Consider the following 23,491-nt stretch of genomic DNA (forward strand, 5'->3'; position numbering starts at 1 on the left):
CACTCAATGATTCAAATTAATAACCTCAGCATTGCGCGGGGCAGCAAGCCCATTCTCACCAATGCTGAACTCACCCTGTTCCCCGGTGAAAAAGTCGGTCTGATTGGTCACAACGGCGCAGGCAAATCCAGTTTTCTAAGTGCCCTTCTTGGCGAGCTTCATATTGATCAAGGCAGCATCGACTTGCCCAAAGTGTGGCGGCTTTCCTGGATTGACCAGGAAGTGACTGCAAACCACCTTAGCGTGATTGATTTCGCACTTGAGGGAGACCGCGCCCTGCACGAAGTTCGACAGAAAATTCATGCTGTTGAAGAAAGCGGCGACATGGAGCAACTTGGCCATTTGTATGAACAGCTTGAGAACCTGGACGGTTACACGGCAGAAGCACGCGTGGCCACCATTCTTCATGGCCTAGGTTTTAAAACCGAAGACTTGCAACGCAAGGTGGGCGAGTTTTCTGGCGGCTGGAAAATGCGTTTGAACCTGGCCAAGGTGCTGGGCTCCAGGGCTGATCTTATTTTGCTGGACGAACCCACCAACCACTTGGACATCGAAGCTGTGGTGTGGCTAGAGCAGTGGATCAAGCAGGTCAATAGTACGGTTATTCTGGTGTCTCACGACCGCGATTTTCTCGATGAAGTGTGTACCCACACCGTGCACCTGAACAATGAAAAACTGACCAAATACACTGGCGGATATTCCGCATTTGAACGTGCATTTGCAGAGCGTGCAGACCAGGTCAGCCAGGCCAATAAAAAGGCCGCGGGCGAAATGGAGAAACTGCAGAAGTTTGTGGATCGTTTCAAGGCGAAGGCCAGCAAGGCGAAGCAAGCACAAAGCCGGGTGAAGCGACTTGAAAAAATCAAGTTGATTGAAACATTGCAGGTCGAACCCCATGTGGCCATTCCGTTTATGGAACCGCACAAAAGCCCAGACCCTCTGGTGGTGTTGAATCGCAGTGATTGCGGCTATGCAGGCGTAGCCCCTGTTCTGAAAAGCATCAGCCTTGAACTTCGCCCCGGCGACCGTATTGGCCTGTTGGGCGCCAACGGCAACGGCAAAACCACCTTGGTTAAAACCTTGGTAGGCGAACTTAATATGTTGGGTGGTGAAAGGGTTGAAGGCAAAGGGTTGGTGTACGGCTACTTCGCGCAAGATCAAATTGAATCGCTTGATATGAATGCGACACCCTTGCAGCACATGTCGCGCCTGGAGCGGCAAATTTCCGAGCAAAAAGCGCGAGAATTTCTGGCGCGCTATCACTTTCGGGATGACAAGGTGCGCCAGTTGGTGGGCAGCTTCTCGGGTGGCGAGAAATCAAGACTGGCACTGGCACTACTGGCCTACAAACGCCCCAACCTATTGCTGCTGGATGAACCCACCAACCACCTTGACATTGCAACGCGCCAGGCCTTGGCCAGCAGCTTGCTGGAATTCGAAGGTGCTTTGGTTATGGTGTCTCACGATCGGCATTTGCTTGAATCAATCACAGATCGTTTTTGGCGTGTACACCAAGGGGCCGTAACCGAATTTGATGGCGACCTCGACGATTACGCCGAGTTGTTGCGCAAGGAAACCAATGCAGAAAACCGCAACGCGAAACAAGGCAGTTCTGGCAACAAACCAGTTGTTGTTAAGGTTGCCCCGGTAGACAGACAAGCTGTGAATCAGCGAATTAAACAATTGGGAAATCAGCTTAAGAAGCTGGAGAAGCAAATCGAAATTGATCAGCCGAAACTGGTCAAATTGGATGACGATTTGGCTCAATGTGACTACAGCAATCCAGCTGATTCGAAAAAGGCGTCTGACCTACACCATGAACGCAGTGCAATAGCCAGTCGCCTGGAAAGTGCCGAGACTGAATTGCTTGAAGTGTTGCTGGAAATCGAGCAGTTGGAAGAGTCGCTTGGCGTAGCCTGATCTTGATTTGACCACAACTACTCCAAGATACCCTCTTCGCTCAGAAATTCTCGCCATGCATTTGAATTAAAGCAAAGCGCAGAATTAAGTACGAGACTGTCCAGCTGCGTCAAATTTTCACGAAGTAACTGGCGTTTTTCTGCACCGGTTATTTCGCACATTTTTGCTCGCACATGGCTTTTCACAATATCAGGAACGCCTAACGTGGGTTGGTATTCTGCCTGGTGCAACTGATGCCCCAGTATTTGTCGCAACAATTCCTCGGCGTCAGCAGCTGAGGTCAACTGACCTTGTTTGGCATCTTGAAAAGCCAGTTCAATCAAACCAATTTGACTGCGTAGCAACAATGCATCCACAGTCCGGTGTAATTCAAGTGCGCGGTTTCTCGAATCTACCAAGCCGAGGTAGGATGCTGGCAGTGTCCAGCATGAAATGCCTGCTCGATTAATTAACTCAAGACTGATTGCCAGTGAAGACCGGAGTTCAGGTTCGAGACAGTTGGGGTTCAAAGTGCGAGTGAGCGAGCCTATCTCATCGTCGACATATTGTTCATCATTTCCAATCAAGGACTCCAAAACGCGTGGGCTTCCAAGCAACCGGGACGTTGTTTCATTCGAGAAAGCCGTGACATGTTCCCGCCCAGTGGATGTCAGGTCGTGCGGCACTAAAGCTTCAGGGGGCTGGTAGCTGCCGCCTTGGCCATTGAAACCAGATTGCCCCTCTTCCTTTTTGTTGAAGTACTGACGATACAGCAGCCACGCCATCGACAACAAAACCAACAAACCCGCAAACAGGGGCAACAACAATTCCTGGATCATATTCGATGTGCCCTTGGCATCTGGGTGTTCATCAAATCCAATGCCGTTTGGCGCATCGCTATTGCCTTTTCGGCTTTCAATCAAGCCCGCGCCGAACAAATCGGTATTCAAGGACGCCACTTCCACAGCCTTGCTTGAACCAGTACTCTCTGTTTCGGGGGTTGTAGAAGCAAGGTGAACGGTTTTCTCTGGACTCTGAACAACGGGTGTTTCAACGTCCCCTTGTTGTGGGTTGATCCCAGGCGTGTGATTGACCTGCCGCGGTGGTGGCCGGCGGGAATTGGCCAGCAATGAAGAACTTTCGGGATCAAATGTCGATTTAGTACCAACGGGGCGAGAAAATGTCTCGGCGTCTTGCTGCCACTCGCCCTGTTTCATAATGAATGTCCATTTCGTGGTGAACACGATCAATGGGCATTCCGACACCAACTCCATTTCAATTACTGCGTCGTTGACAGGTGCAGTTGACCTGAACTCCAGCATGCCTCCACGACGAATTGTCGGATCAAACTGAACCAATACCTCTCCGGAATCCGACGAATAATCACTGCCGGCGACCCGCTCAAGAGAACGTACTTTTGCCCTGAGGCAGGTAGAACGCAGCTGCGACTCCGTACCTTCAGGCATATTGCTGAGTGTGCTTTTCAAATTCAGGTGTTGACCTATTTGCTGCACACCCACCGGTGTCGAAATTTCCAGTCCAAAGCCCTGAACCGGAAAAAGTACAAAAAATGAACCAAGAATGGAAACCGCCCAATGACGATTCATTTCAGTGGCTTTGGTCCAGAAAATTGACATGTCAACGCTCGGTTCAATGGTTGCAGTAAGCGTCAGCATACGCATGACAACATTGACTGAGGTATCCTAGAAATGACCTAGCACGAACGTGTTAGCCCACTTGCTTTACTGGAGAGCGTTGATTGAATACTCCGAAAAACAAGCCAATCGAGGTTTATACCTGGACAACACCCAATGGCTACAAAATTCAAATTGCCTGTGAAGAAATGGGACTTCACTGGAAACCGATTGGCGTTGACATTGGCAAGGGCGATCAATTCAAGCCCGAGTTTTTAAAATTCAGCCCAAACAACAAGATACCGGCAATCATTGACCCGAACGGCCCAGACGGAAAGCCGCTGGAACTTTTCGAAAGCGGTGCCATTCTCATTTATCTGGCTGAAAAAACCGGTCAGTTTTTCGGAGAGAATCACCGTGAACGTTTGTCGATTATTCAATGGTTGATGTTTCAAATGGGCGGTGTGGGGCCCATGTTGGGGCAGGCGCATCATTTTCGGATTTACGCGCCCGAACCAATTGAATATGCTATTAACCGGTACACCAATGAAGCCAAAAGGCTTTATGAAGTCATCAACAAACAACTCAGTCAATTTCCCTACATTGCAGGAGAGAATTACTCGATCGCTGACATGGCTTTGTACCCTTGGGTTTATCGATGGCAACGCCAAGGCATTGAACTAAGCGACTATCCTGCGGTGCACAAATGGTACGACGAGTTAAGTGCACGGCCTGCTGTCATCAAAGCCTTGAATGTAAATCTAGAATGAGTGTTCTTATCAATCCTTAAACTGTTCAGTACACTACGGTCAATTTTATAAAAACAGAAATTTGGGAGACCTCCTTATGGCGAACATCGCCACATTCTTGTTCCAACATGACGACACCCCCAATCGCGTGTTGTACCGTCAGTTCATTGACAACGAGTGGGTTGATTTCAAAGCACGGGAAATGATTGACCTGGGCAGATCCTGGCAAGCTTTTTTCCGTTCCATGGGTTTGCAACCCGGTGACAGAGTTGCCATTTGCCTGAAAAACAGCGTGCATTGGGTGGCATTTGACCAAGCCGCTGTGGCCATGGGGCTTGTTTCAGTGCCGCTTTATGTGGACGACAACGCAAGCAATATTGCGTATTGCATTCAGGATTCAGGCTCGCGCGTCGTTGTTGTTGAGAACGACCGAATTGCACGCAATCTGCTAAAGGAAAAGCTGAAAGACGTTCGCGTGTTGTCGATCAAGTCAGACATCGACAAAGAAGCCGACGGCGTTGAAAATGCGAACCACGTGCTCAAGAGCCTTGACAAGAAGCTGGAGCCCTTTGAACTGCTCGACCTTGAGCAAAATACACTGGCCACGATTTGCTATACCTCGGGCACATCAGGCCGCCCGAAAGGCGTCATGTTGTCGCACAAAAACGTAATTGCCAATGTGGACAGCTGCTTCCAGTTGGACATTGCAAAACCGGATGACGTATTTTTGTCATTCCTGCCGATGTCACACATGTTCGAACGCACGGGTGGTTATTACCTGCCCTTGCGAGTGGGTGCAAAGGTTATTTATGCCCGTGGCATCAACCAATTGCCAGAAGACCTGGCGACCCAGGCACCAACGGTGTTGTTTGCGGTGCCGCGTATTTTCGAAAAATTTTATGGTCGCATTCAAGCCTCGGTGAAAGACTCGCGCTTCAAGCGCAAAGCATTTGAGAAGTTGGTCGATGTTGGCTGGCGAATGGAACAGGGCAAAGGCGGCATAGTTGATCACTTTCAATTGCCCTTGCTACGCGCGAAGGTGGCACAACCCATTCTGGAAAGACTCGGCGGTCGCCTGCGCTTGGCCGTTGTGGGCGGTGCTGCGCTGGACAGCACCATAGCCAAGGCATTCATCGCCATGGGGCTACCCATTCTTCATGGCTATGGCATGACCGAGGCCTGCCCCGTAATTTCCGTGAACCGCCCCGAGGGCAATGTTCCTGAATCCGTTGGCCCGGCCTTGCCCAATGTCGAAGTGATGCTGGGTGAAAATGACGAGCTTCTGGCGCGTGGCCCCAACATCATGTTGGGCTACTGGCAAAACGAAGAAGCCACGAAAACCGCAATTGACTCGGATGGTTGGCTGCACACCGGTGACGTGGCCGAGATTAAGGACAAGCGAATTTATATCCGAGGTCGCATCAAAGACATCATGGTGCTGTCCAATGGTGAGAAATTTTCGCCGCAGGACGCCGAAATGGCCATTATTGGCGATGATGTGTTCGAGCAAATCGTTCTGATTGGCGAGGGGCGCCCTTTCATTGGCATGATTGCGGTTACCGCCAATTCCAATGAGAAGGAGCTGATCAAGCGTGCCAATGAACGATTGCAACATTTACCCCGCTACATCCGCGTGCGGCGCATTATCACCACCAAAGAACCCTGGACAGTTGACAATGGCCTTCTGACACCAACTTTGAAGGTGAAGCGCCCGAAGGTGGTTGAGGCATTCAAGGATCGAATCAACGACCTGTACGCCGAGGGCATGGGAGATTGATTGTGTTGCCCTGCGCAGAAAAAAGCCCACTTCGAAGTGGGCTTTTTTTATTCAGCTGGCAAATCATCGTGATCGTAGTTGTCTGATCCGATTCGGGCCAAAAAGTCTGCTGCACGGTCTGGGGGCGGGCAAGTCGATCTGAGCCCGTCAATGTAGGAAAACAGATCTTCCGAAATATTTTGCCACATTGGGTCAAGCACCACATCCACGCCCTCATGGCGCAACAATTCGGCGGCGCTGGAAAAAGCACCATCGCCGGTCAGCAAAACCACCTGTTGAACCTGGCGTTTGTAGGCCAAAGTAGCAAGGTCTACACCCATTCTCAATTCAATTCCCTTGGGGTAAGAATCGGGCGTAAAGTCCTCATCCGCCAGGTCGTCGACTGAGATACGCTTGCCGAGCAAATCTGCCATGGCGTCTTCATTCAGTTTCCACGTATCAGCTTCTCTAGCCTCACCCAGCTTCACCGCCAATTTCCGCTTGCGCTGCAATTGACGCTGAAATGCGACCCGGAACTGCCCTTCCTTGGATTTTGACAAATCAATTGACTGTTTTGAAACGGGCAAGGTAACCCGCTGGGTAAACACGGGTGTGTCATAGAAAAAGATGCGAAACAGATGGCGTTTTGGCTGATTGCGTTCAAACAAATGGGCCGCTGACAAACGCCAAACTAGGTCGGCCATGACTTTTGCGTCGTGATGAACCGAACTGGGGAAAATTTGACGAATTCTGCGAATGAAGAACGGGCCATCCACGAGAATAGCTGTAAGCATATAAGCCTTTGATAAATATAAGAATAATAATGCCGCCAAATTTATTTTGGCATTAAGAAATAATTTTCCATAAATATACTACCACTGAAATTCCGTCAAAAATAGCGATGGCGGCACCCATTAAGAGGGAGAAAGATACAGTGCAAAATTAGCAATACACATACAATCGATAAGTAATGTGCTTACATCTTATTTATTACCCCTATAACTGAATTGTGCGGAGGATGAATTGAGCAAAAATCTGGACAGTAGCTTGAACGACACCGCTAGAAAACAAGACAAATACTGGCTGTATATTTTGTCCAATAGCAAGCCAAATGGCCCCCTCTATCTTGGTGACACAAACTGCCTGGTTACCCGGATGGAAGAACATCTTCAGGGGCTGCGCCGGGATTATGCGCATTACCATCGACTTGATCGCCTTGTTTATTTTGAAGTGTGGTCCGACCATGACAAATTTGTAGCGCGCCTACGCCGGGTCAGAAATTGGCCCAGAGACATGCGCCTTTTGTTGATCGAATCATTGAACCCCGACTGGGACAATTTGTTACCCCAGTTTTTGGCTGAATATACAAATAAAACAGTAAAAGAATCGCAGAAAGACCAGGAAAAGGCGGCTTAAGGATTTTTTTGAAAAACAGGTATTCCAATTTGCAGGTTCAGCGTTAACAATAATTGAACCTTTCCTTGCATCTCACCCACCAAGTAGCATTGCTTTTGATGGTTGGGTCAAGGGAATTTGGTTAGAGCCTCGGTGTGAATCTGAAAAACCCCGAGCCCAGTACCAATAGCGTTGCAGCATGTTTTTCAGGAGTTCACCATGAGTTCGATTGCAGAGCGTTTGACTCGGTCTTATTGCCTGTTTCACTGGTTACAGGTAAAGCCTATTCCGGATCAAATTCGCTCAAGTATTGCCTACAGCACGCTCGAACAAGAACTTTTGGCACTTAAAGTAAAACCTGAAGATCTTGCTGCAGTGGGTTCAGATGTCACAGACAATTTTGAAGAATCCCGGTTGGCGTTCATGGTCCGGTACAGTGGTCTGACTTGGTCCACCTGCTCTATTTTCTGCGATGCCATAGAGAACAACAGTTGGCTTCAAAACGGCACGCCGTTGTTGGTTCAATTCACCGGCGTAGACGCAAGTGGCCAAATTGGGCTGCCCAAAGTCGCCCTGGGCGATTTCATGTTTCTCAAGCCCAGCAACGTCTGGATTGACAACAATCGGGTTGTTTCATTCACCGTGCGTTGGAACAAGCATGAAACTCGGCGCATGGAGCGGTTTATCCGCCTTGCTTCTGCCCGCCATGGGCTTGAAGCCACAGTCAGCAATATTGCGCAGAGTGAAAAGTTCATCGCAGCCATCAAGGCTACTGTTGGTGCGCAATAAGCAGTTCGCTCAGCGAATCTCGTCAAGCAGTTATTGAAAAAGGCACCTTCGGGTGCCTTTTTAATTGCTAAAGTATCGCCATGCAAAAAACCAAATCCACCACCACAGCCCTGTACGACCTGATTACGGGCGATGAAGATGCACGAGTTTGCAAAGATATTCCTGACGAATCTTGCAAACACCAACCTGTTAATTTTTTTCTGCACCTGCTCAGCAATTTTTTCACCAAGTTGGCCGATGAAATAGCCAGTGCACGCCTGGTGTTCCCTTGGGTGCTCGGCCTGTTGGGCGCACCCATGCTGCTGGTGTCTTTGGCTGTGCCCATTCGGGAATCGGGTGTGTTGCTGCCGCAGCTGTTTATTGCAGCCAAAATCAGAGCCAAAGCGCTGCGAAAGTATGTGTGGATGTTTGGTGGATTGCTCAGTGGTTTTGCCCTGTGGGTATGCGGCTTTGCGTTAATCATCGATTTGTCGGCAGAAAATGCGAGCTGGCTGGTCTTTTGCGCCCTGTTGGTGTTCAGTTTTGCGCGAGGTGTGTGCTCAGTTGCTGCCAAGGATGTGCTGGGAAAAACTGTCTCAAAGTCGCGGCGAGGCACGCTCATGGGGCTGGCCACCAGCGTTTCAGGCATATTTACCCTGCTTTTGGGACTCAACCTTGGTTTCTACAACCAGATAAAGAGCAACGAACTAATACTGGCAGCCCTTTTTGCAATTGCCGGGCTGTGCTGGATTGTCGCATCCGGCGCAATTTGGGCCATTCGAGAAGAACCAGGCGCCACAGAAGGCGGCGGTAATGCCGGCATTGAAGCATTGAAATCCCTTCGTTTGCTGAAAGATGACAAACCTTTTCGCAATTTCGTGATCGTTCGCACCCTGTTGTTGAGTGTGTCACTGGGCGCACCCATGCTGATCATTCTTGCCCAGAATGCCTTGGGCAATGCCGCGTTGATTGGTCTGTTTTTAATTGTTTCTGGCTTGGCCAATACGGTGTCGGGTTACCTGTGGGGGCGTTTGGCTGATTATTCAAGCCGTAGCCTGATGGCAATTGCAAGTGGCATCAATGCCTCGGCGGGTGTTGCTGTGCTGCTCATTCTACAGATTGAGGCGGATATCAACGCTTTGGTGCTGTTTGTGACTGCCTATTTCACGGCTTCGGTGTGCCTGGCGGGGGTGCGTTTGGGTCGTAAAACCCTGCTGGTAGACATGGCCACCGCAGAAAACCGATCGGCCTATGTTGCAGTTAGCAACACAGCGATCGGATTCCTTATTTTGATTGTAGGCGCCGTGGTCAGTTTGGTGGCGGGGCAAAACACGCACGCCATGTTGTGGGCCTTTAGCGGACTTTCGGCATTGGCATGCGTACTAAGCCCAATGTTATTGCCCGCCCAGCGGGCTTGAACCCTTAATCATGGTTTCAATACTGTTTTACCGCCCATGTAGGGCTGAAGAACTTCAGGCACTTTCACCGAACCGTCGGCTTGTTGATAATTCTCCAGCACTGCCACCAGCGTACGCCCTACCGCCAAGCCAGAACCATTCAAGGTGTGTACAAATTCGGTTTTACCAGCGTCGTTTTTGAAGCGTGCCTTCATGCGGCGTGCCTGAAAACTTTCGCAGTTGGAGCAAGAGGAAATTTCACGGTAGGTGTTCTGCGCAGGCAACCACACCTCAATGTCGTGGGTGCGAGTGGACCCGAAGCCCATGTCGCCAGTGCAAAGCACAATAACCCGATAAGGCAAGCCCAGTTTTTGCAGAATGTTCTCTGCATGTTGGGTCATTTCATCGAGTGCGGAATAGGAGTTTTCAGGGTTTTCAATGCGCACCATTTCTACTTTGTCGAATTGGTGCTGACGAATCAATCCGCGTGTGTCACGGCCATAGCTGCCCGCCTCGGAACGGAAACAGGGTGAATGCGCCGTCATTTTGATGGGCAAGTCAGCGGCTTTCAGAATTTGATCAGCCACCAGGTTGGTCAAGGTGACCTCGGCAGTTGGGATCAAGTACAAAGGTTCCGATGTGCCCTCTTCTCCACCCTTTTTCACCGAAAAAAGATCATCTGCAAATTTGGGCAGCTGGCCTGTACCCTTCAGGGTTTCACCACGCACAATGTAGGGCGTGTAGTGTTCGGTGTAGCCGTGCTGCTCGGTGTGGGTGTCGAGCATGAACTGCGCCAAAGCGCGGTGCAGCTTGGCAATTTGCCCCTTCAGCACGGCGAAACGAGAACCGGACAAATTGGCAGCAGTCTCGAAATCAAGCCCAAGCTTCTCGCCCAAGTCCACATGGTCTTTCACGTCGAAATCAAACTTGGAAGGCGTGCCCCAGCGTCGCAATTCAACGTTGTCGTCCTCGGATTTGCCCTCGGGCACGGATTCATGCGGCAAATTCGGAATATTCAACAAAAAGGAATTGACTTCATCTTGCAAGGCGGCCAAATCGGTCTCATTGCGCTTCAGCTCATCGCCCAGGCCGGCCACTTCGGCCATCACGGCCGACACATCCTCACCCTTGGCCTTTAGCTGGCCAATTTGCTTGGACATGCTGTTTCGCCTGGCCTGCAATTCCTCGGTGCTGGTTTGAAGTTGCTTGCGTTTGCCTTCCAGTGTGTTGAATTGTTCAACGTCGAGACTGTAGCCGCGTTGGGCCAGCCGTTCGGCCACATTGGTCAGGTCTTTACGAAGCAATTGAATGTCTAGCATGAAAATTTCCGAAATGCGTTGGTGCGAATAGCGGTGATGGTACTAAAACTTCAAGCCTGATGAGGCTGAAGATGGGCGCTTCTTACTTTTTTTGACGGGCTTCGGCATTGCGCTCGGCAAGCCAGTTCAGCTTTTCTGCAATTTTACCTTCCAGTCCGCGATCTGTGGGCTGATAAAACTGGGGTGCCTGCATGCCTTCTGGCCAATAACTTTCGCCTGCAGCATGCCCGGCTTCTTCGTCATGCGCATAACGATAACCGCTGCCATGTCCCAGTTCCTTCATTAACTTCGTGGGTGCATTGCGCAGGTGCATGGGCACGGGCATGGAACTGCTCTGCTTCACATGCGCCATGGCTTGTTTGTAGGCGTTGTAACATGCATTGCTTTTTGCGGCAATGGCGAGGTACAGCACACACTGGGCCAAAGCCAGTTCGCCTTCGGGACTACCCAAGCGTTCGTAGGTTTGGGCTGCTTCATTGGCAATGGTGAAGGCACGCGGATCAGCCAGGCCAATGTCTTCCCAGGCCATGCGCACAATGCGGCGGGCCATGTAGCGCGGGTCTGCCCCGCCATCGAGCATGCGGCAAAACCAGTACAGCGCTGCATCGGGATCAGATCCGCGAACCGACTTGTGCAGGGCAGAAATTTGATCGTAAAACGCATCACCCCCTTTGTCGAAGCGGCGAATTTGCGAGGGGGCAATTTGTTTCAACGCGGGCAAACTCAAACTGCTCTGGCCCTGCGCTTTGATTTGAAGCAGTGTTATTTCCACCAAATTCAAGAAGCGGCGTGCGTCTCCATCGGCGTAGGCGCACAGTGCGTCAAAAGCATCGCTTTCCACATCAATGCGGGTGCCCAATTCGGCCTGTGCACGCTGCAACAGCTGTTTGAAATCATCGGCGTTCAAGCTGTTAAGCACATACACTTGTGAACGCGACAGCAAGGCTGAATTAACCTCAAATGAGGGGTTTTCAGTGGTGGCACCGATGAAAGTGACCAATCCAGATTCTACAAATGGCAATAATGCGTCTTGCTGCGATTTGTTAAAGCGGTGAATTTCGTCAATGAACAATATGGTGGATTTGCCAGTGCGCGCATACTCACTGGCCTGGTCAATCGCCGCGCGAATTTCCTTGACGCCGGAAAGCACAGCAGACAGGGCGATAAATTTCGCCTTGGCCGCGCCTGCCAACAGGCGTGCCAATGTGGTTTTGCCCACACCGGGTGGACCCCACAAAATTAGAGAATGCACGTGTTGCTGCTCAAACAGCAGGGTGAGCGGTTTTCCCTGGCCTAGCAGGTGCGTTTGCCCGACCACCTCGCTCAAACTGAGCGGGCGCATCCGTTCGGCCAGTGGCACAGAACCCGCAGCAGCGCTTTGATTCGCTGGCGCGGGCGCATTGTCGGTGCTGTCGCCAAACAGGTCTGAAGTCATTGCGTTTTGATCAGGTCTACACCAGCGGGGGCTTTGAAATCAAAATAACTGGCCGGTCTTTGCTTGGCAAAGTCCCAATTGGTCAACTCCAGTTGGGTAACCTGGCCCAAGGCATCATGAATTTCCAGATTCACTGGCAAACCATCTTTCCAGCCGATGCGGGCATAGTCAAACAGGCTGTCCTTTTCTTTGGGGCGAATAACGAGCCATTCTTTGCCGTCTTTCATGCCCTCGTCTTTCAGATTAAACAGTTTGTCGACGTCTTTGCTGCCAAACAGCAAGGCGACAGGTGTTGAATCCATGGCATTGCCAATCGGTTTTTGCGTGGCGTGTCCCATGTCTTCGTCGTAGGACACCACGGTGTTGCCGTTGGACAGCAACAGCAGCGGATAAGGCTTTTTGATTTCCCAGCGAAACTTACCGGGCCGCGAGAATGTGAACTCTCCGGTGCCGCGTTGCTTCACAGCGCCACTGGGTGAGATGACCACTTGCGAAAACTGGCCCTCGGCGAAAGCACGGTTCTTGACAAAGTTGTTCAATGCTTCCTGGGCTGAGGCCCAAGCCGACCCAATTGCGCCTGCACTCAAAGCGGTTGCCAACAATGATCGAAACAAGAATTGTTGAATTCGCATGAACTTCTACTTCCTATAAAGTGCACTACCCTGAATAACGCATGTTGCCAGCCAGGGTAAACAGACTTTACTGAACTTAATGGATGGCTGGGAAAAACTACTCGTCATCCTGGCCGGCTTCGGCGCGCGCCAGAATTTCCCGGTTGCCGTTGGATTGCATGGCCGAGACCAAACCGGCCTGCTCCATGCTCTCGAGCAAACGCGCTGCACGGTTGTAACCAATGCGCAAATGGCGCTGCACAAATGAAATGGATGCCCTGCGGTGCTTCAGCACAATGCCAACAGCTTGGTCGTACAGGGCATCTTTTTCGCCATCGAAACTGCCCGCAGTGGCGTCCATGCTGGCATTGCCGCCTTCTTCCGCGGTGCCTCCCTCCAGAATGCCTTCAATGTAGTTGGGCTCACCGCCCTTCTCTTTCAGGTATTCAACGACGCGGTGCACTTCTTCATCTGATACAAAGGCACCGTGCACGCGCTGTGGCACGCCAGAACCAGGCGGCAGGTACAACATGTCACCTTGGCCCAAAAGCGCTTCAGCGCCCATTTGGTCCAGAATTGTGCGGGAGTCGATTTTCGATGAAACCTGAAACGCGATTCGGGTTGGAATGTTGGCCTTGATCAAGCCAGTAATAACATCCACCGAAGGCCTTTGAGTGGCCAAAATCAGGTGGATACCCGCCGCTCGGGCTTTTTGAGCCAATCGCGCAATCAGCTCTTCAATTTTTTTGCCCACCACCATCATCAAGTCAGCGAGCTCGTCGATCACGATCACCAACATCGGCAAAGTGTCCAAAGGCTCTGGCGCATCGGGCGTCAGGCTGAAAGGGTTGGGAATGCTGTTGCCGCTTTTCTTGGCTTCTGCAATTTTTGCGTTGTAACCCGCCAGGTTACGCACACCCATTTTGCTCATCAAGCGGTAACGTTTTTCCATTTCGCCCACAGCCCAGTTCAAGGCGTTGGCGGCTTGGCGCATATCTGTGACCACAGGGCACAGCAAGTGTGGAATGCCTTCGTAAACGCTCATTTCAAGCATTTTCGGGTCGATCAGGATTAAACGTACGTCTTCTGCGCCGCTTTTGTACAGCAGCGACAAAATCATGGCGTTAATACCCACCGATTTACCCGAACCAGTGGTACCCGCCACCAGCAGGTGCGGCATTTTAGCCAAGTCAGCCACCACCGGTTTGCCTGCAATGTCTTTGCCCAAAGCCATGGTGACTGGCGATTTGTTGGTGCTGTACACCTGCGAACCCAGAATTTCCGTCAGCTTTACAACCTGTCTGCGCGGGTTGGGTAGTTCCAGCCCCATCAGGTTTTTGCCGTAAATGGTTTCCACCACGCGGATGGACACCAAACTCAGTGCGCGCGCCAGGTCTTTGGCCAAATTCACCACTTGCGAGCCTTTCACACCGGCAGCAGGCTCCACTTCAAAGCGGGTAATGACGGGACCGGGCTGGGCTGCCATCACCTGCACCTGCACTCCAAAGTCGCTGAGTTTTTTCTCGATTAGTCGAGAGGTGTATTCCAGCGTGTCTGCGGACACGGTTTCAATGGCCGCAGGCGCATCATCAAGCAGGCCCAGTGGCGGTAGTTCGGTCTCTGTCAGCTCCGCAAACAAGGGTTGCTGCTTTTCTTTGATGGCCTGTACCGAGGGTTCGGCTGCCACAGCCAGAGGCTCGATCCGAATGGGCTTGTGTTCTTCAAATTTCTCGCGTTTCTGCTCCACTTTCTCAACGCGGGCCAAGGCAACCTTCTTGCCCTCCTTGCGGTCGAAATAGGCGGTAATCAGTTCTTTGGTTTTAAACACCAAGCCTTCCAGAAAGCCGCCAACCCTTTCCGCCATCACGGCCCAACTCAAGCCCAGCAGGCCGCTCAGGCCAGCTGCCGTGCACAGCAGCAGCAACATGACCGCGCCTGACAAGCCAAGCAGTTGTTGAAAAATACCTGCAATGGTTTGCCCAACCACCCCACCAGCCCCGGCGGGCAGGTTTTCACCCTTGAAAATCGACAGGGACTCAAGGCCCATAAAGCCGACCCACAACACGATGAACCCAATCGGCCTTACCCAGGCAATCCATTTTGGCAAAGGCTCACTGAAACCCGGAAGCTCAATGGCGTCGACCATTTTCCGGGCGCGCCACAGCATGAAAAACGACAATCCCAACAGTGCGTAAGCCGAATAACCTGCGATAAAAAACAGCAGGTCGGACAAATGGGCACCCACAGCGCCACCGAAGTTGCTGACGACACTGCTGCCCGACTCATGAGAGAAGCTGTCGTCGCTGCTGCTGTGCGACACCAGAATCAGAAACAGGTAGATGGAAAAGACAAGCAGACACAACCAGCGGATTTCCAGCAACAACTTGCTGATCCGAAGGGTGCCTGTATTTTGTGTGGTCCTGGAATTCACTGTAATAAGAGTAGCCCGCAATGCAGCATATAATTGAAGTCTGTATTCTGACAAAGTTCGAGCCAAATATCTTGAACAGACACCATTTGAAGCACAAAAGAGGTAGCAATGACCAGTTCTAACACGCCACGCCACGCCAAAGTACTGATTTTGGGCTCTGGCCCCGCCGGGTACACTGCTGCAGTGTACGCTGCCCGGGCCAATTTGAACCCTGTTTTGATTACCGGCATGGCCCAGGGCGGCCAATTAATGACCACCACCGACGTGGACAACTGGCCCGCCGATGCCGAAGGCGTGCAAGGCCCCGACCTGATGAGCCGGTTTCTGGCCCACGCAGAGCGATTCAACACTGAAATCATTTTCGATCACATTCACACAGTTGAATTGCAACAACGTCCATTCACGCTAAAAGGTGACTCGGGCGTGTACACCTGCGATGCACTTATTCTTGCAACCGGCGCCAGTGCCATGTACCTGGGCCTGCCTTCTGAGGAAGAATTTGCCGGAAAAGGCGTTTCAGCCTGCGCCACTTGCGATGGTTTTTTCTACCGCAACCAAGAGGTGTGTGTGGTCGGTGGTGGCAACACTGCCGTTGAAGAAGCGCTGTACCTGAGCAACATTGCCAAGAAGGTGACCGTGATTCACCGACGCGACAAGTTCAAAGCCGAAGCCATTCTGATCGACAAGATGATGGACAAGGTGAAGGAAGGCAAAATCGAGCTGAAAACCGATTACACCCTCGACGAAGTGTTGGGCAATGAAATGGGTGTAAATGGTGCACGCATTAAATCAACCAAAACCGGTGAAACACAGGACCTTGCCCTTCAGGGCGTATTCATCGCAATTGGTCACAAGCCCAATACCGATATTTTTGAAGGGCAGATCGAAATGAAAAACGGGTACATCACCACCCGCAGCGGTTTGAACGGCCTGGCCACCATGACCAGCATTGAAGGCGTTTTTGCTGCTGGCGACGTACAAGACCATGTGTACCGCCAAGCCATTACCAGCGCAGGCACAGGATGTATGGCTGCACTGGATGCACAGCGCTGGCTGGAATCCCAGGAAGGCTGATCCCTCCGTTTTTGCGGTAGAAATGGATTGAAAAAGCTGACTTCCATGGCCGACCTTGAAGGTGTCAGGCGCTCGCTCAAAGAGCAGCGCCTGGAAGCCGAGCGGCAGGAAAAAATAAAGGCCGCAGAGGCAAAAAAACTGCAAGATGAAGCCAACTTGTTCAAAAAGCTGGTTCGCGACGTCACCCCACTACCCGAAACCAATCTGAAAATTCACGAACTGGAAAAACCAGCTCCCATCGCCCGGCAACGCGAGCTGGATGATGAGGCCGTGCTTTGGGAGAGCATTTCCGATGAAATGGATGTTGAGCGGTTTTTGGAAACTGACGACAAGCTGTCCTATCGCCGTAATGGTGTTGGCGTAGAGGCCTTGAAAAAACTTCGGAAGGGGCAATGGGTTATTCAGGCCCAAATCGATTTGCACGGTTTGCGATCCGATGAAGCACGCACTGCGGTGGGTGAATTTTTGCGCTCCAGCGTAAAACATGACATTCGTTGTGTCAGAATCATCCACGGCAAGGGCTTGGGTTCAATTGGCAAAGAACCTGTGCTGAAAGAGAAAGTAAAACGCTGGTTGGTACAAAAAGATGAAGTACTGGCTTTTTGTCAGGCCCCGCCCCGTGATGGTGGCGCAGGCGCCCTGCTGGTCATACTCAAAGCCCGACAATAACAAGACACACTACGGAGACTGCACACATGAAAGCCGCCAGCAACCCGATTGAATGGCAACAAGGTTTTGCCAAATCCAGTACTACAGGGCTGAATATGGCCTGGGAAAGTGCAGGCCCTGCGGATGGCGAAACCATTTTCATGGTCGCGGGCCTTGGTTGCCAGCTGACCATGTGGAATGATGAATTTTGTGCACCCTTGCTACAGCGAGGCTATCGGCTAGTTCGCTTCGACAACCGTGATATCGGCTTAACAGACCAACACCCCACCAGCATGAAAGTGAATGTGCCAGCCACATTCATTCGCAACAAACTGGGCCTGAAAACCCCCACCAATTACAAGCTAGACACAATGGCCAATGATGCCATTGGATTGATTGAATCACTGGGCCTGAAGCGCCCGCACCTTCTGGGCATCTCGATGGGCGGGATGATTTCCCAAATTGTGGCTGCCAAGGCACCCGAGAAAATTGGCAGATTGGTTACCTTGATGTCGAGTACGAACAACCCAAAACTGCCCATGCCCACGCCGAACGTGTTGCACAACATGTTCCTGAAAAAACCCAAAAGCCAGAAAATTGATGATGTGGTAGCGCATGTGGAACGGGTGTTTACCGCCATTGGAAGCCCCGGCTATCCGCCAGACCCACTGAAGTTACGTGAACGTGCCAGAAAATCGTATAACCGTGCCTACAAGCCTGCGGGCGTGTTGAGACAAACCCATTGCGTGGTGGCCACAGGTTCAATCGAGGACTACACACGGGAAATCAAGGTGCCCACTTGCGTGATTCACGGGCTGGATGACCCACTATTGAAAAAGGCCTGTTCGGAACGAATCGCCAAGCTGGTGCCCAATTCAAGGCTTCATTTGATCAAGGGGTTGGGTCATGACTTGCCAGAACCCCTGGCACCCACTTTCGCAGAAATTATTCACGGCCACCTGAGCTGAGAAATATGGTGAGAAGGCCGTGTTGGTGGCTGATCTCTTCACTTGTTTTGAATTGAAGCGCTCAACATCTTCACGGGGTCGACCCATCTATCAAACTGTTCAGCAGTCACAGCCTTGGATGCCAGGGCTGCCTGTTTTAGTGTGCAGTTATCAGCTTGTGCCTGTTTGGCAATCTCGGCAGCGCGGTCGTATCCAATGTGCGGCACAAGTGCGGTAACCAACATCAAAGAACTTTGCATAGACTCGTTCACCCGCGCGTGATTCACCTTCAGTCCAGCGACACAATGCTGGGTAAAGCTGCGCATGGCGTCCGACAGAAGGCGGATGCTGTCGAGCGTGTTCAAGGCGATCAAGGGCTTGTACACGTTAAGCTCAAACTGGCCTTGACTCGCTGCAAAACCGATGGCTGCATCGTGCCCCATAACCTGGGCGCAAACCATGGTCATCGCCTCCACCTGTGTCGGGTTGACCTTGCCGGGCATGATGGAACTGCCGGGTTCGTTTTGAGGCAGAATCAGTTCACCTAAGCCAGCGCGTGGGCCACTTCCCATCAATCGAATGTCATTGGCTATTTTGGTCAACGCAATGGCCAGCATTCTCAATGCACTGTGAAACGCCACCAATGCTTCGTGACCCGCCATTGCTGCAAACAGGTTGTCGGCTTGAGTAAACGATATTCCCAATCTTGACGCCAATCTATTGGCCACCTGCTTGCCGAAGTCAGGGTGGGTATTAAGACCGGTGCCCACTGCCGTACCGCCTATGGCCAGCTTGTGCACGGCACGCATGGTGGAAAGCAGGTTTTGCTGGCAATGCCTCAACTGTGCCCCATAGCCACCAAATTCCTGACCCAAGGTGATTGGTGTTGCATCTTGAAGGTGTGTGCGACCAATCTTGACGATCGACTCAAATTCAAGGGCTTTGGCAGACAGCGCACTGATCAAATCGTCGAGCGCAGGCATTAGCGCTGACTTCGCCTTCAGGGCGACAGCAATGTGCATGGCAGTGGGGAACACGTCGTTTGACGATTGGCCCAAATTGACGTCGTCGTTGGGATGAACTTTTTGATTCGATTCGGCCCCCAGCGCGGAATCCTGAGTGGCCAGGTTTGCAATCACTTCATTGACATTCATGTTGCTTTGCGTGCCCGAACCAGTCTGCCAAACGGACAACGGGAAATGATCATCGAACTCCCCGGCCGCCACCCTGTCAGCGGCTTTGGCAATGGCGCGTGCCATGTCAGGTGTCTGCATTGTCAAATCACTGTTGACACAAGCAGCTGCCCACTTGATCAAGGCAAGCGCATGCACGACATCCATGGGCATACGCTGTTCACCAATGGCAAAAAATTGCAAACTGCGAGCGGTTTGTGCCCCCCACAATACGCCGGCAGGCAGGCTAATCGAGCCAAAGCTGTCTGATACAGTGCGTGGCTGGTCCGCGCTGATGGCGGGATTGGATAATTTTTGATGGGGAGGGTGCATGGCGCTTGGTCTCCAATTGCAGGAAGAATGAATCTGTCACTGAATTTTAAGGCCCACGAGCCAACCTGTATGAGCGTTGGCTCACCCACTTTTCCAGTCACATTCTTAAATGGCTGCTTCGCCTTGCTCGCCGGTACGAATGCGAATAACGCGCTCTACATCGGTGACGAAAATTTTACCGTCGCCAATTTTGTTGGTGCGCGCCGCATTTTGAATCGCATCAATGGCTTGATCAACCAACTTGTCTTCGATCACCAGTTCAATTTTTACCTTGGGCAGAAAATCAACCACATATTCTGCGCCACGGTACAACTCGGTGTGACCACGCTGACGCCCAAAGCCTTTCACTTCGGTCACTGTCAGGCCGGTTACACCTACCTCTGACAATGCTTCACGTACTTCGTCCAGTTTGAAAGGCTTGATGATTGCGCTGACCAGTTTCATTCTTGGAATCCTTCTAGATCGTTGAACTTGGATGTAATTGGATAGCGCCAGTCGCGACCAAATGCTCGGTGCGTGACCCGAATACCCACGGGCGCCTGTCTTCTTTTGTATTCGTTGATACGGAGCAGTTTAACAGCCTTGAACACGTCTTCCTTCTGAAAGCCGCTTGCAATGATGTTTTCAACCGATTCATCCTTTTCCATGTATCGGGCCAAAATAGCATCAAGCACCTCGTAGGGTGGCAAGCTGTCCTGATCCACTTGATCTGGCCGCAATTCTGCAGATGGCGGGCGTGTAATGATTCGGGTCGGGATTACTTCAGACACACTATTTCGGTACTCGCACAGCTGATACACCAGTGTTTTGAAAATGTCTTTGATCACCGCAAAACCGCCCGCCATGTCGCCGTACAAGGTGCAATAACCGGTGGCCATTTCACTTTTGTTGCCCGTGGTTAGAACAATGCGCCCGGTTTTATTGGATATGGCCATGAGCATGGTGCCGCGAATTCGCGCCTGCAGGTTTTCCTCGGTGGTGTCTACAGCCAGGCGCTTGAACAAGGGTGCAAGGCTTGAGTCGAAGGCATTCATGCAGTCTTGAATGGATATTTCATCGTACTGAATACCAAGCCGCTTGACCATGTCGCGAGAGTCATCGAGCGAAATATCGGCAGTGTATGGCGAGGGCATCATCACCGCTCGTACCTTGTCTGCGCCCAATGCATCCACCGCAATTGCAAGCGTCAATGCAGAATCTACCCCGCCAGACAATCCAATGATGGCGCCCGGAAAACGGTTTTTGGTCACGTAATCATGTACGCCCATTTTCAGAGCTTCGTACACCTGCGCGGTCAGTTCAAGTTCGGGTACACAGGGTTGGTGCGCCTCAAGAACGATGGGCTCGCCGGGGCGGGCCACTGCATCCAGCATGGCCAAAGCCTCTTGAAACTGAGGCAGGCGCATGGCCACATGCTGCTTGCCGTCCATTGCGAATGATGCGCCGTCGAACACCAGTTCGTCTTGCCCACCCAGCATATTGGCGTACACAATCGCCATGCCTGTTTCTTGAACACGCTTGGCCACCATCGATTGGCGAATGGTTTGTTTTCCCATGTGGTAGGGCGATGCATTCGGCACCAGCAGTACCTCAGCCCCTGCTGCCGCAGCGGCTTCAGGTGCGTAGCGATTCCAGGTGTCTTCGCAAATATTCACGCCAAACCGAATGCCATCCACCTCGAATACCAGGGGGCGATTGTCGGGTGTGAAGTAGCGCTGCTCATCAAACACCTCCCGATTCGGCAAATCGTGTTTGTGGTACATGCCCACAACTTGGCCCCGATACAACACAGACGCAGCATTGAACAGCTCACCTTCCCTGCTTGCCGGGTGACCAACCACCACGTACAAATCAAGCTCGGCCAGGTTTTGTAACAATTGGTTAAATGCGTTGTCGGTTTGACGCTGAAATGAAGGGCGCAACAACAAATCTTCAGGCGGATAGCCCGTGATGGAAAGCTCGGGCGTGAGAAGAATTCGCACGCCCTGGGCAGCCGCCTGCTGCGCATATTCAAGAATTTTTGCGCAATTGCCTTTTAAATCGCCCACTGTCAGGTTCAACTGTGCAATGGCCAATCGGACTCGGGATAAACTCACTGGGTACCTGCGTAGTAGTTGTCGCCTTTATGAATTATCGCATGCAGATTTGCCAATCCATTGGCGAGATCGCACAAGCTGAATGGAATTCACTTGTGTGCAAATGCAATGGTGGCTTGCTTCATCCTGCCCTTCGTCATGAGTACCTGCTGGCCTTAGAGGCCAGCGGCAGCGCCACGGCTGAAACCGGCTGGGCACCCTTGCACCTGGCCATTCATGGCGATGCTGGCGAACTCTTGGCAGCCATGCCCCTGTATTTGAAATCCCATTCTTACGGCGAGTACGTGTTCGACTGGGCCTGGGCCCAGGCTTATGAGCGCAGTGGGCAGCGTTATTACCCCAAGCTGCTGTGTGCAATTCCGTTCACGCCAGTGCTGGCGCCCAAGGTACTGCATGCAAGCCCTGAAGCGGGCAAGGCACTTGCGCAAGGCCTGGCACAACTGACATGGCAGGCAGCAGAAAACACAGAACTGCTCGGCACTCAAATTTCTACTCTTCACGCTTTGTTTTTAACCCAGCAAGATCAGCAATTGTTGTTGGGCGAGGCCACAAGCCTGAACAACAGTAGCCGGCATGTGGTGCAGTTTCACTGGCACAACGAAAGCCCGGTTAGCGGCAAACCATTTCATGGTTTCGATGAGTTTCTGGAAAGCCTCAACCAGAAAAAGCGGAAAAACATTCGCGCAGAACGCCGCAAAGCCACTATTGAAGGTTTGGAGATTCAACGTATTCAGGGCGCAGAAGCCAGCGAAGCTGAGCTGGCGTTTTTTTATCAATGTTATTCACGTACGTACATGGAGCACTTCTCCAGTCCGTACTTGAATTTTGACTTTTTCAAGCAAATTTGCACCACCATGGGTGAGCAGGTATTGCTTGTTCAAGCCAGCCTGCATGGCCAGCCCGTGGCCAGCTCGTTTTTTCTGTACAGCGAAGAACGGTTGTATGGGCGCTACTGGGGCTGCATTGAAAACCTGCCCTGCCTTCATTTTGAATTGTGCTATTACCAAGCCATTGAATTTGCCATAGAACAAGGCATTGAGTGGTTTGAAGGCGGTGCACAGGGCGAGCACAAAATGGCGCGTGGCCTGAACCCACAAACCATGGTGAGCGCCCACTATGTGCACGACAATGGGTTCAAACTGCCCATTGAAAACTTTCTGCGCCGGGAAAAAGCCCATCTTGAGGCCTATGCAGTTGAGCTAAGTGAACACACCGCTTTTCGGGCCAACACATCACTGGAATCATAAAAAAAGCCAACCGACAGGTTGGCTTTCTTGTGTGCGGAAAAACAGCGAGCTTAGCCTTTGTAATTGGCCACGCCATCGCGCAGTTCTTTTTCGACATCCGCCATGTCGCCCCATCCTTCAATTTTTACCCACTTGCCTTTCTCAAGGTCTTTGTAGTGTTCAAAGAAGTGCTGGATGCGGGCCAGGAATTCCTGAGGCACATCAGAAATGCTTTGATAGTGTTTGTACTGTGGCAACAGTTTTTCGACTGGAACACCCAACAACTTCGCATCACCGCCCGATTCATCGGTCATCTTCAACATGCCGATTGGGCGTACACGCACCACGCAACCTGGTTGCAGCGGGTAAGGCGTCATGACCAGTACATCAACGGGGTCACCATCCGCTGCCAGTGTTTGCGGAACATAACCGTAGTTGCAGGGGTACTGCATGGAAGTGCCCACAAAGCGATCAACGAACAGCGCACCGCTTTCCTTGTCAATCTCGTACTTGACCGGGTCGGAGTTGGCCGCGATTTCAATGATCACGTTCACATCGTTTGGAATGTCCTTACCGGGGGAAATGCTTTCGTAGCCCATGC

20 protein-coding genes are annotated in these 23,491 nt (G+C 51.6%); 10 read left to right on the top strand and 10 right to left on the bottom strand.

The window, feature by feature from the left end; all coding sequences use genetic code 11:
- Positions 1-6: 6 nt before the first annotated feature.
- A complete protein-coding gene (locus tag FCS97_RS07645) occupies positions 7-1,920 on the top strand; it encodes an ABC-F family ATP-binding cassette domain-containing protein (RefSeq protein WP_138517869.1) in 1,914 nt (637 codons plus the stop codon).
- 17 nt (positions 1,921-1,937) lie between these two features.
- Here FCS97_RS07645 and FCS97_RS07650 read toward each other — a convergent pair whose 3' ends face one another.
- A complete protein-coding gene (locus FCS97_RS07650) occupies positions 1,938-3,536 on the bottom strand; it encodes a hypothetical protein (RefSeq protein ID WP_138517870.1) in 1,599 nt (532 codons plus the stop codon).
- A 122-nt stretch (positions 3,537-3,658) separates the two neighbouring features.
- Between FCS97_RS07650 and FCS97_RS07655 the strand changes: the two genes are divergently transcribed.
- Positions 3,659-4,303, top strand: a complete 645-nt coding sequence (locus tag FCS97_RS07655; RefSeq protein WP_138517871.1) for a glutathione binding-like protein — start codon at positions 3,659-3,661, stop codon at positions 4,301-4,303.
- A gap of 76 nt (positions 4,304-4,379) precedes the next feature.
- Positions 4,380-6,059, top strand: a complete 1,680-nt coding sequence (locus FCS97_RS07660; protein WP_138517872.1) for an AMP-dependent synthetase/ligase — start codon at positions 4,380-4,382, stop codon at positions 6,057-6,059.
- A 47-nt stretch (positions 6,060-6,106) separates the two neighbouring features.
- Here the strand turns inward: FCS97_RS07660 and FCS97_RS07665 are convergent, their stop codons facing one another.
- Complete coding sequence (locus FCS97_RS07665) at positions 6,107-6,832, bottom strand: NYN domain-containing protein (RefSeq protein WP_138517873.1); 726 nt, start codon at positions 6,830-6,832, stop codon at positions 6,107-6,109.
- Between the two features lie 229 nt (positions 6,833-7,061).
- Between FCS97_RS07665 and FCS97_RS07670 the strand changes: the two genes are divergently transcribed.
- The 3 genes from FCS97_RS07670 (at position 7,062) to FCS97_RS07680 (ending at position 9,619) form a co-directional block, all read left to right on the top strand.
- On the top strand, positions 7,062-7,454 hold the full coding sequence (locus tag FCS97_RS07670) for a GIY-YIG nuclease family protein (protein WP_171035221.1): 393 nt from the start codon (positions 7,062-7,064) through the stop codon (positions 7,452-7,454).
- A 198-nt stretch (positions 7,455-7,652) separates the two neighbouring features.
- Entirely contained in the window at positions 7,653-8,222 is a 570-nt protein-coding gene (locus FCS97_RS07675) for a hypothetical protein (RefSeq protein WP_138517875.1), read from the top strand.
- Positions 8,223-8,302: 80 nt separating this feature from the next.
- Entirely contained in the window at positions 8,303-9,619 is a 1,317-nt protein-coding gene (locus FCS97_RS07680) for an MFS transporter (protein ID WP_138517876.1), read from the top strand.
- 8 nt (positions 9,620-9,627) lie between these two features.
- On the opposite strand, the gene serS is transcribed toward FCS97_RS07680, so the two are convergent.
- From serS to FCS97_RS07700, 4 genes are all read right to left on the bottom strand, one after another.
- On the bottom strand, positions 9,628-10,917 hold the full coding sequence (gene serS / locus FCS97_RS07685; RefSeq protein ID WP_138517877.1) for a serine--tRNA ligase: 1,290 nt from the start codon (positions 10,915-10,917) through the stop codon (positions 9,628-9,630).
- Between the two features lie 82 nt (positions 10,918-10,999).
- The gene (locus tag FCS97_RS07690; protein WP_138518217.1) at positions 11,000-12,259 is read right to left on the bottom strand and encodes a replication-associated recombination protein A; all 1,260 of its coding nucleotides are present in this window, start codon (positions 12,257-12,259) and stop codon (positions 11,000-11,002) included.
- A gap of 89 nt (positions 12,260-12,348) precedes the next feature.
- On the bottom strand, positions 12,349-12,984 hold the full coding sequence (gene lolA / locus FCS97_RS07695) for an outer membrane lipoprotein periplasmic chaperone LolA (RefSeq protein WP_138517878.1): 636 nt from the start codon (positions 12,982-12,984) through the stop codon (positions 12,349-12,351).
- Positions 12,985-13,081: 97 nt separating this feature from the next.
- Positions 13,082-15,394 (bottom strand): DNA translocase FtsK, encoded by a 2,313-nt coding sequence (locus tag FCS97_RS07700; RefSeq protein ID WP_138517879.1) that lies wholly within the window; start codon positions 15,392-15,394, stop codon positions 13,082-13,084.
- 108 nt (positions 15,395-15,502) lie between these two features.
- Here FCS97_RS07700 and trxB point away from each other — a divergent pair, with 108 nt between their 5' ends.
- From trxB to FCS97_RS07715, 3 genes are read left to right on the top strand one after another with little or no spacing between them, the layout of a single operon-like run.
- On the top strand, positions 15,503-16,468 hold the full coding sequence (gene trxB, locus FCS97_RS07705; protein ID WP_138517880.1) for a thioredoxin-disulfide reductase: 966 nt from the start codon (positions 15,503-15,505) through the stop codon (positions 16,466-16,468).
- A 27-nt stretch (positions 16,469-16,495) separates the two neighbouring features.
- Positions 16,496-17,137, top strand: a complete 642-nt coding sequence (locus FCS97_RS07710; protein ID WP_138517881.1) for a Smr/MutS family protein — start codon at positions 16,496-16,498, stop codon at positions 17,135-17,137.
- Positions 17,138-17,163: 26 nt separating this feature from the next.
- On the top strand, positions 17,164-18,084 hold the full coding sequence (locus FCS97_RS07715; protein ID WP_138517882.1) for an alpha/beta fold hydrolase: 921 nt from the start codon (positions 17,164-17,166) through the stop codon (positions 18,082-18,084).
- 38 nt (positions 18,085-18,122) lie between these two features.
- Here the strand turns inward: FCS97_RS07715 and fumC are convergent, their stop codons facing one another.
- The 3 genes from fumC to FCS97_RS07730 all read right to left on the bottom strand — a co-directional run bounded on the left by fumC (position 18,123) and on the right by FCS97_RS07730 (position 21,664).
- Positions 18,123-19,568 carry a class II fumarate hydratase gene (gene fumC / locus FCS97_RS07720; protein WP_138517883.1) on the bottom strand — a complete coding sequence of 482 codons (1,446 nt, stop codon included), beginning with the start codon at positions 19,566-19,568 and terminating at the stop codon, positions 18,123-18,125.
- A 105-nt stretch (positions 19,569-19,673) separates the two neighbouring features.
- On the bottom strand, positions 19,674-20,012 hold the full coding sequence (locus FCS97_RS07725; protein WP_008252857.1) for a P-II family nitrogen regulator: 339 nt from the start codon (positions 20,010-20,012) through the stop codon (positions 19,674-19,676).
- Positions 20,009-21,664 carry an NAD+ synthase gene (locus FCS97_RS07730; RefSeq protein ID WP_171035222.1) on the bottom strand — a complete coding sequence of 552 codons (1,656 nt, stop codon included), beginning with the start codon at positions 21,662-21,664 and terminating at the stop codon, positions 20,009-20,011. The genes FCS97_RS07725 and FCS97_RS07730 overlap by 4 nt, the downstream gene beginning before the upstream one ends.
- Before the next feature lie 41 nt (positions 21,665-21,705).
- Here FCS97_RS07730 and FCS97_RS07735 point away from each other — a divergent pair, with 41 nt between their 5' ends.
- On the top strand, positions 21,706-22,911 hold the full coding sequence (locus FCS97_RS07735; protein ID WP_246066148.1) for a GNAT family N-acetyltransferase: 1,206 nt from the start codon (positions 21,706-21,708) through the stop codon (positions 22,909-22,911).
- Positions 22,912-22,961: 50 nt separating this feature from the next.
- Here the strand turns inward: FCS97_RS07735 and ppa are convergent, their stop codons facing one another.
- On the bottom strand, positions 22,962-23,489 hold the full coding sequence (ppa, locus tag FCS97_RS07740) for an inorganic diphosphatase (RefSeq protein ID WP_138517885.1): 528 nt from the start codon (positions 23,487-23,489) through the stop codon (positions 22,962-22,964).
- Between the last annotated feature and the right edge of the window lie 2 nt (positions 23,490-23,491).

This window comes from Limnobacter alexandrii (genome assembly GCF_005871185.1).
GTDB lineage: Bacteria > Pseudomonadota > Gammaproteobacteria > Burkholderiales > Burkholderiaceae_B > Limnobacter > Limnobacter alexandrii.

Excerpts from the sequence above, each read along its gene's own strand:
- FCS97_RS07690 (WP_138518217.1), bottom strand. The coding sequence starts at position 12,259 with ATGCGCCCGCTCAGTTTGAGCGAGGTGGTCGGGCAAACGCACCTGCTA.
- FCS97_RS07675 (WP_138517875.1), top strand. The coding sequence starts at position 7,653 with ATGAGTTCGATTGCAGAGCGTTTGACTCGGTCTTATTGCCTGTTTCAC.
- FCS97_RS07645 (WP_138517869.1), top strand. The coding sequence starts at position 7 with ATGATTCAAATTAATAACCTCAGCATTGCGCGGGGCAGCAAGCCCATT.
- FCS97_RS07665 (WP_138517873.1), bottom strand. The coding sequence starts at position 6,832 with ATGCTTACAGCTATTCTCGTGGATGGCCCGTTCTTCATTCGCAGAATT.
- fumC (WP_138517883.1), bottom strand. The coding sequence starts at position 19,568 with ATGCACCCTCCCCATCAAAAATTATCCAATCCCGCCATCAGCGCGGAC.
- FCS97_RS07735 (WP_246066148.1), top strand. The coding sequence starts at position 21,706 with ATGCAGATTTGCCAATCCATTGGCGAGATCGCACAAGCTGAATGGAAT.
- FCS97_RS07650 (WP_138517870.1), bottom strand. The coding sequence starts at position 3,536 with ATGTCAATTTTCTGGACCAAAGCCACTGAAATGAATCGTCATTGGGCG.
- lolA (WP_138517878.1), bottom strand. The coding sequence starts at position 12,984 with ATGCGAATTCAACAATTCTTGTTTCGATCATTGTTGGCAACCGCTTTG.
- FCS97_RS07660 (WP_138517872.1), top strand. The coding sequence starts at position 4,380 with ATGGCGAACATCGCCACATTCTTGTTCCAACATGACGACACCCCCAAT.
- serS (WP_138517877.1), bottom strand. The coding sequence starts at position 10,917 with ATGCTAGACATTCAATTGCTTCGTAAAGACCTGACCAATGTGGCCGAA.
- FCS97_RS07715 (WP_138517882.1), top strand. The coding sequence starts at position 17,164 with ATGAAAGCCGCCAGCAACCCGATTGAATGGCAACAAGGTTTTGCCAAA.
- FCS97_RS07680 (WP_138517876.1), top strand. The coding sequence starts at position 8,303 with ATGCAAAAAACCAAATCCACCACCACAGCCCTGTACGACCTGATTACG.
- trxB (WP_138517880.1), top strand. The coding sequence starts at position 15,503 with ATGACCAGTTCTAACACGCCACGCCACGCCAAAGTACTGATTTTGGGC.
- ppa (WP_138517885.1), bottom strand. The coding sequence starts at position 23,489 with ATGGGCTACGAAAGCATTTCCCCCGGTAAGGACATTCCAAACGATGTG.
- FCS97_RS07725 (WP_008252857.1), bottom strand. The coding sequence starts at position 20,012 with ATGAAACTGGTCAGCGCAATCATCAAGCCTTTCAAACTGGACGAAGTA.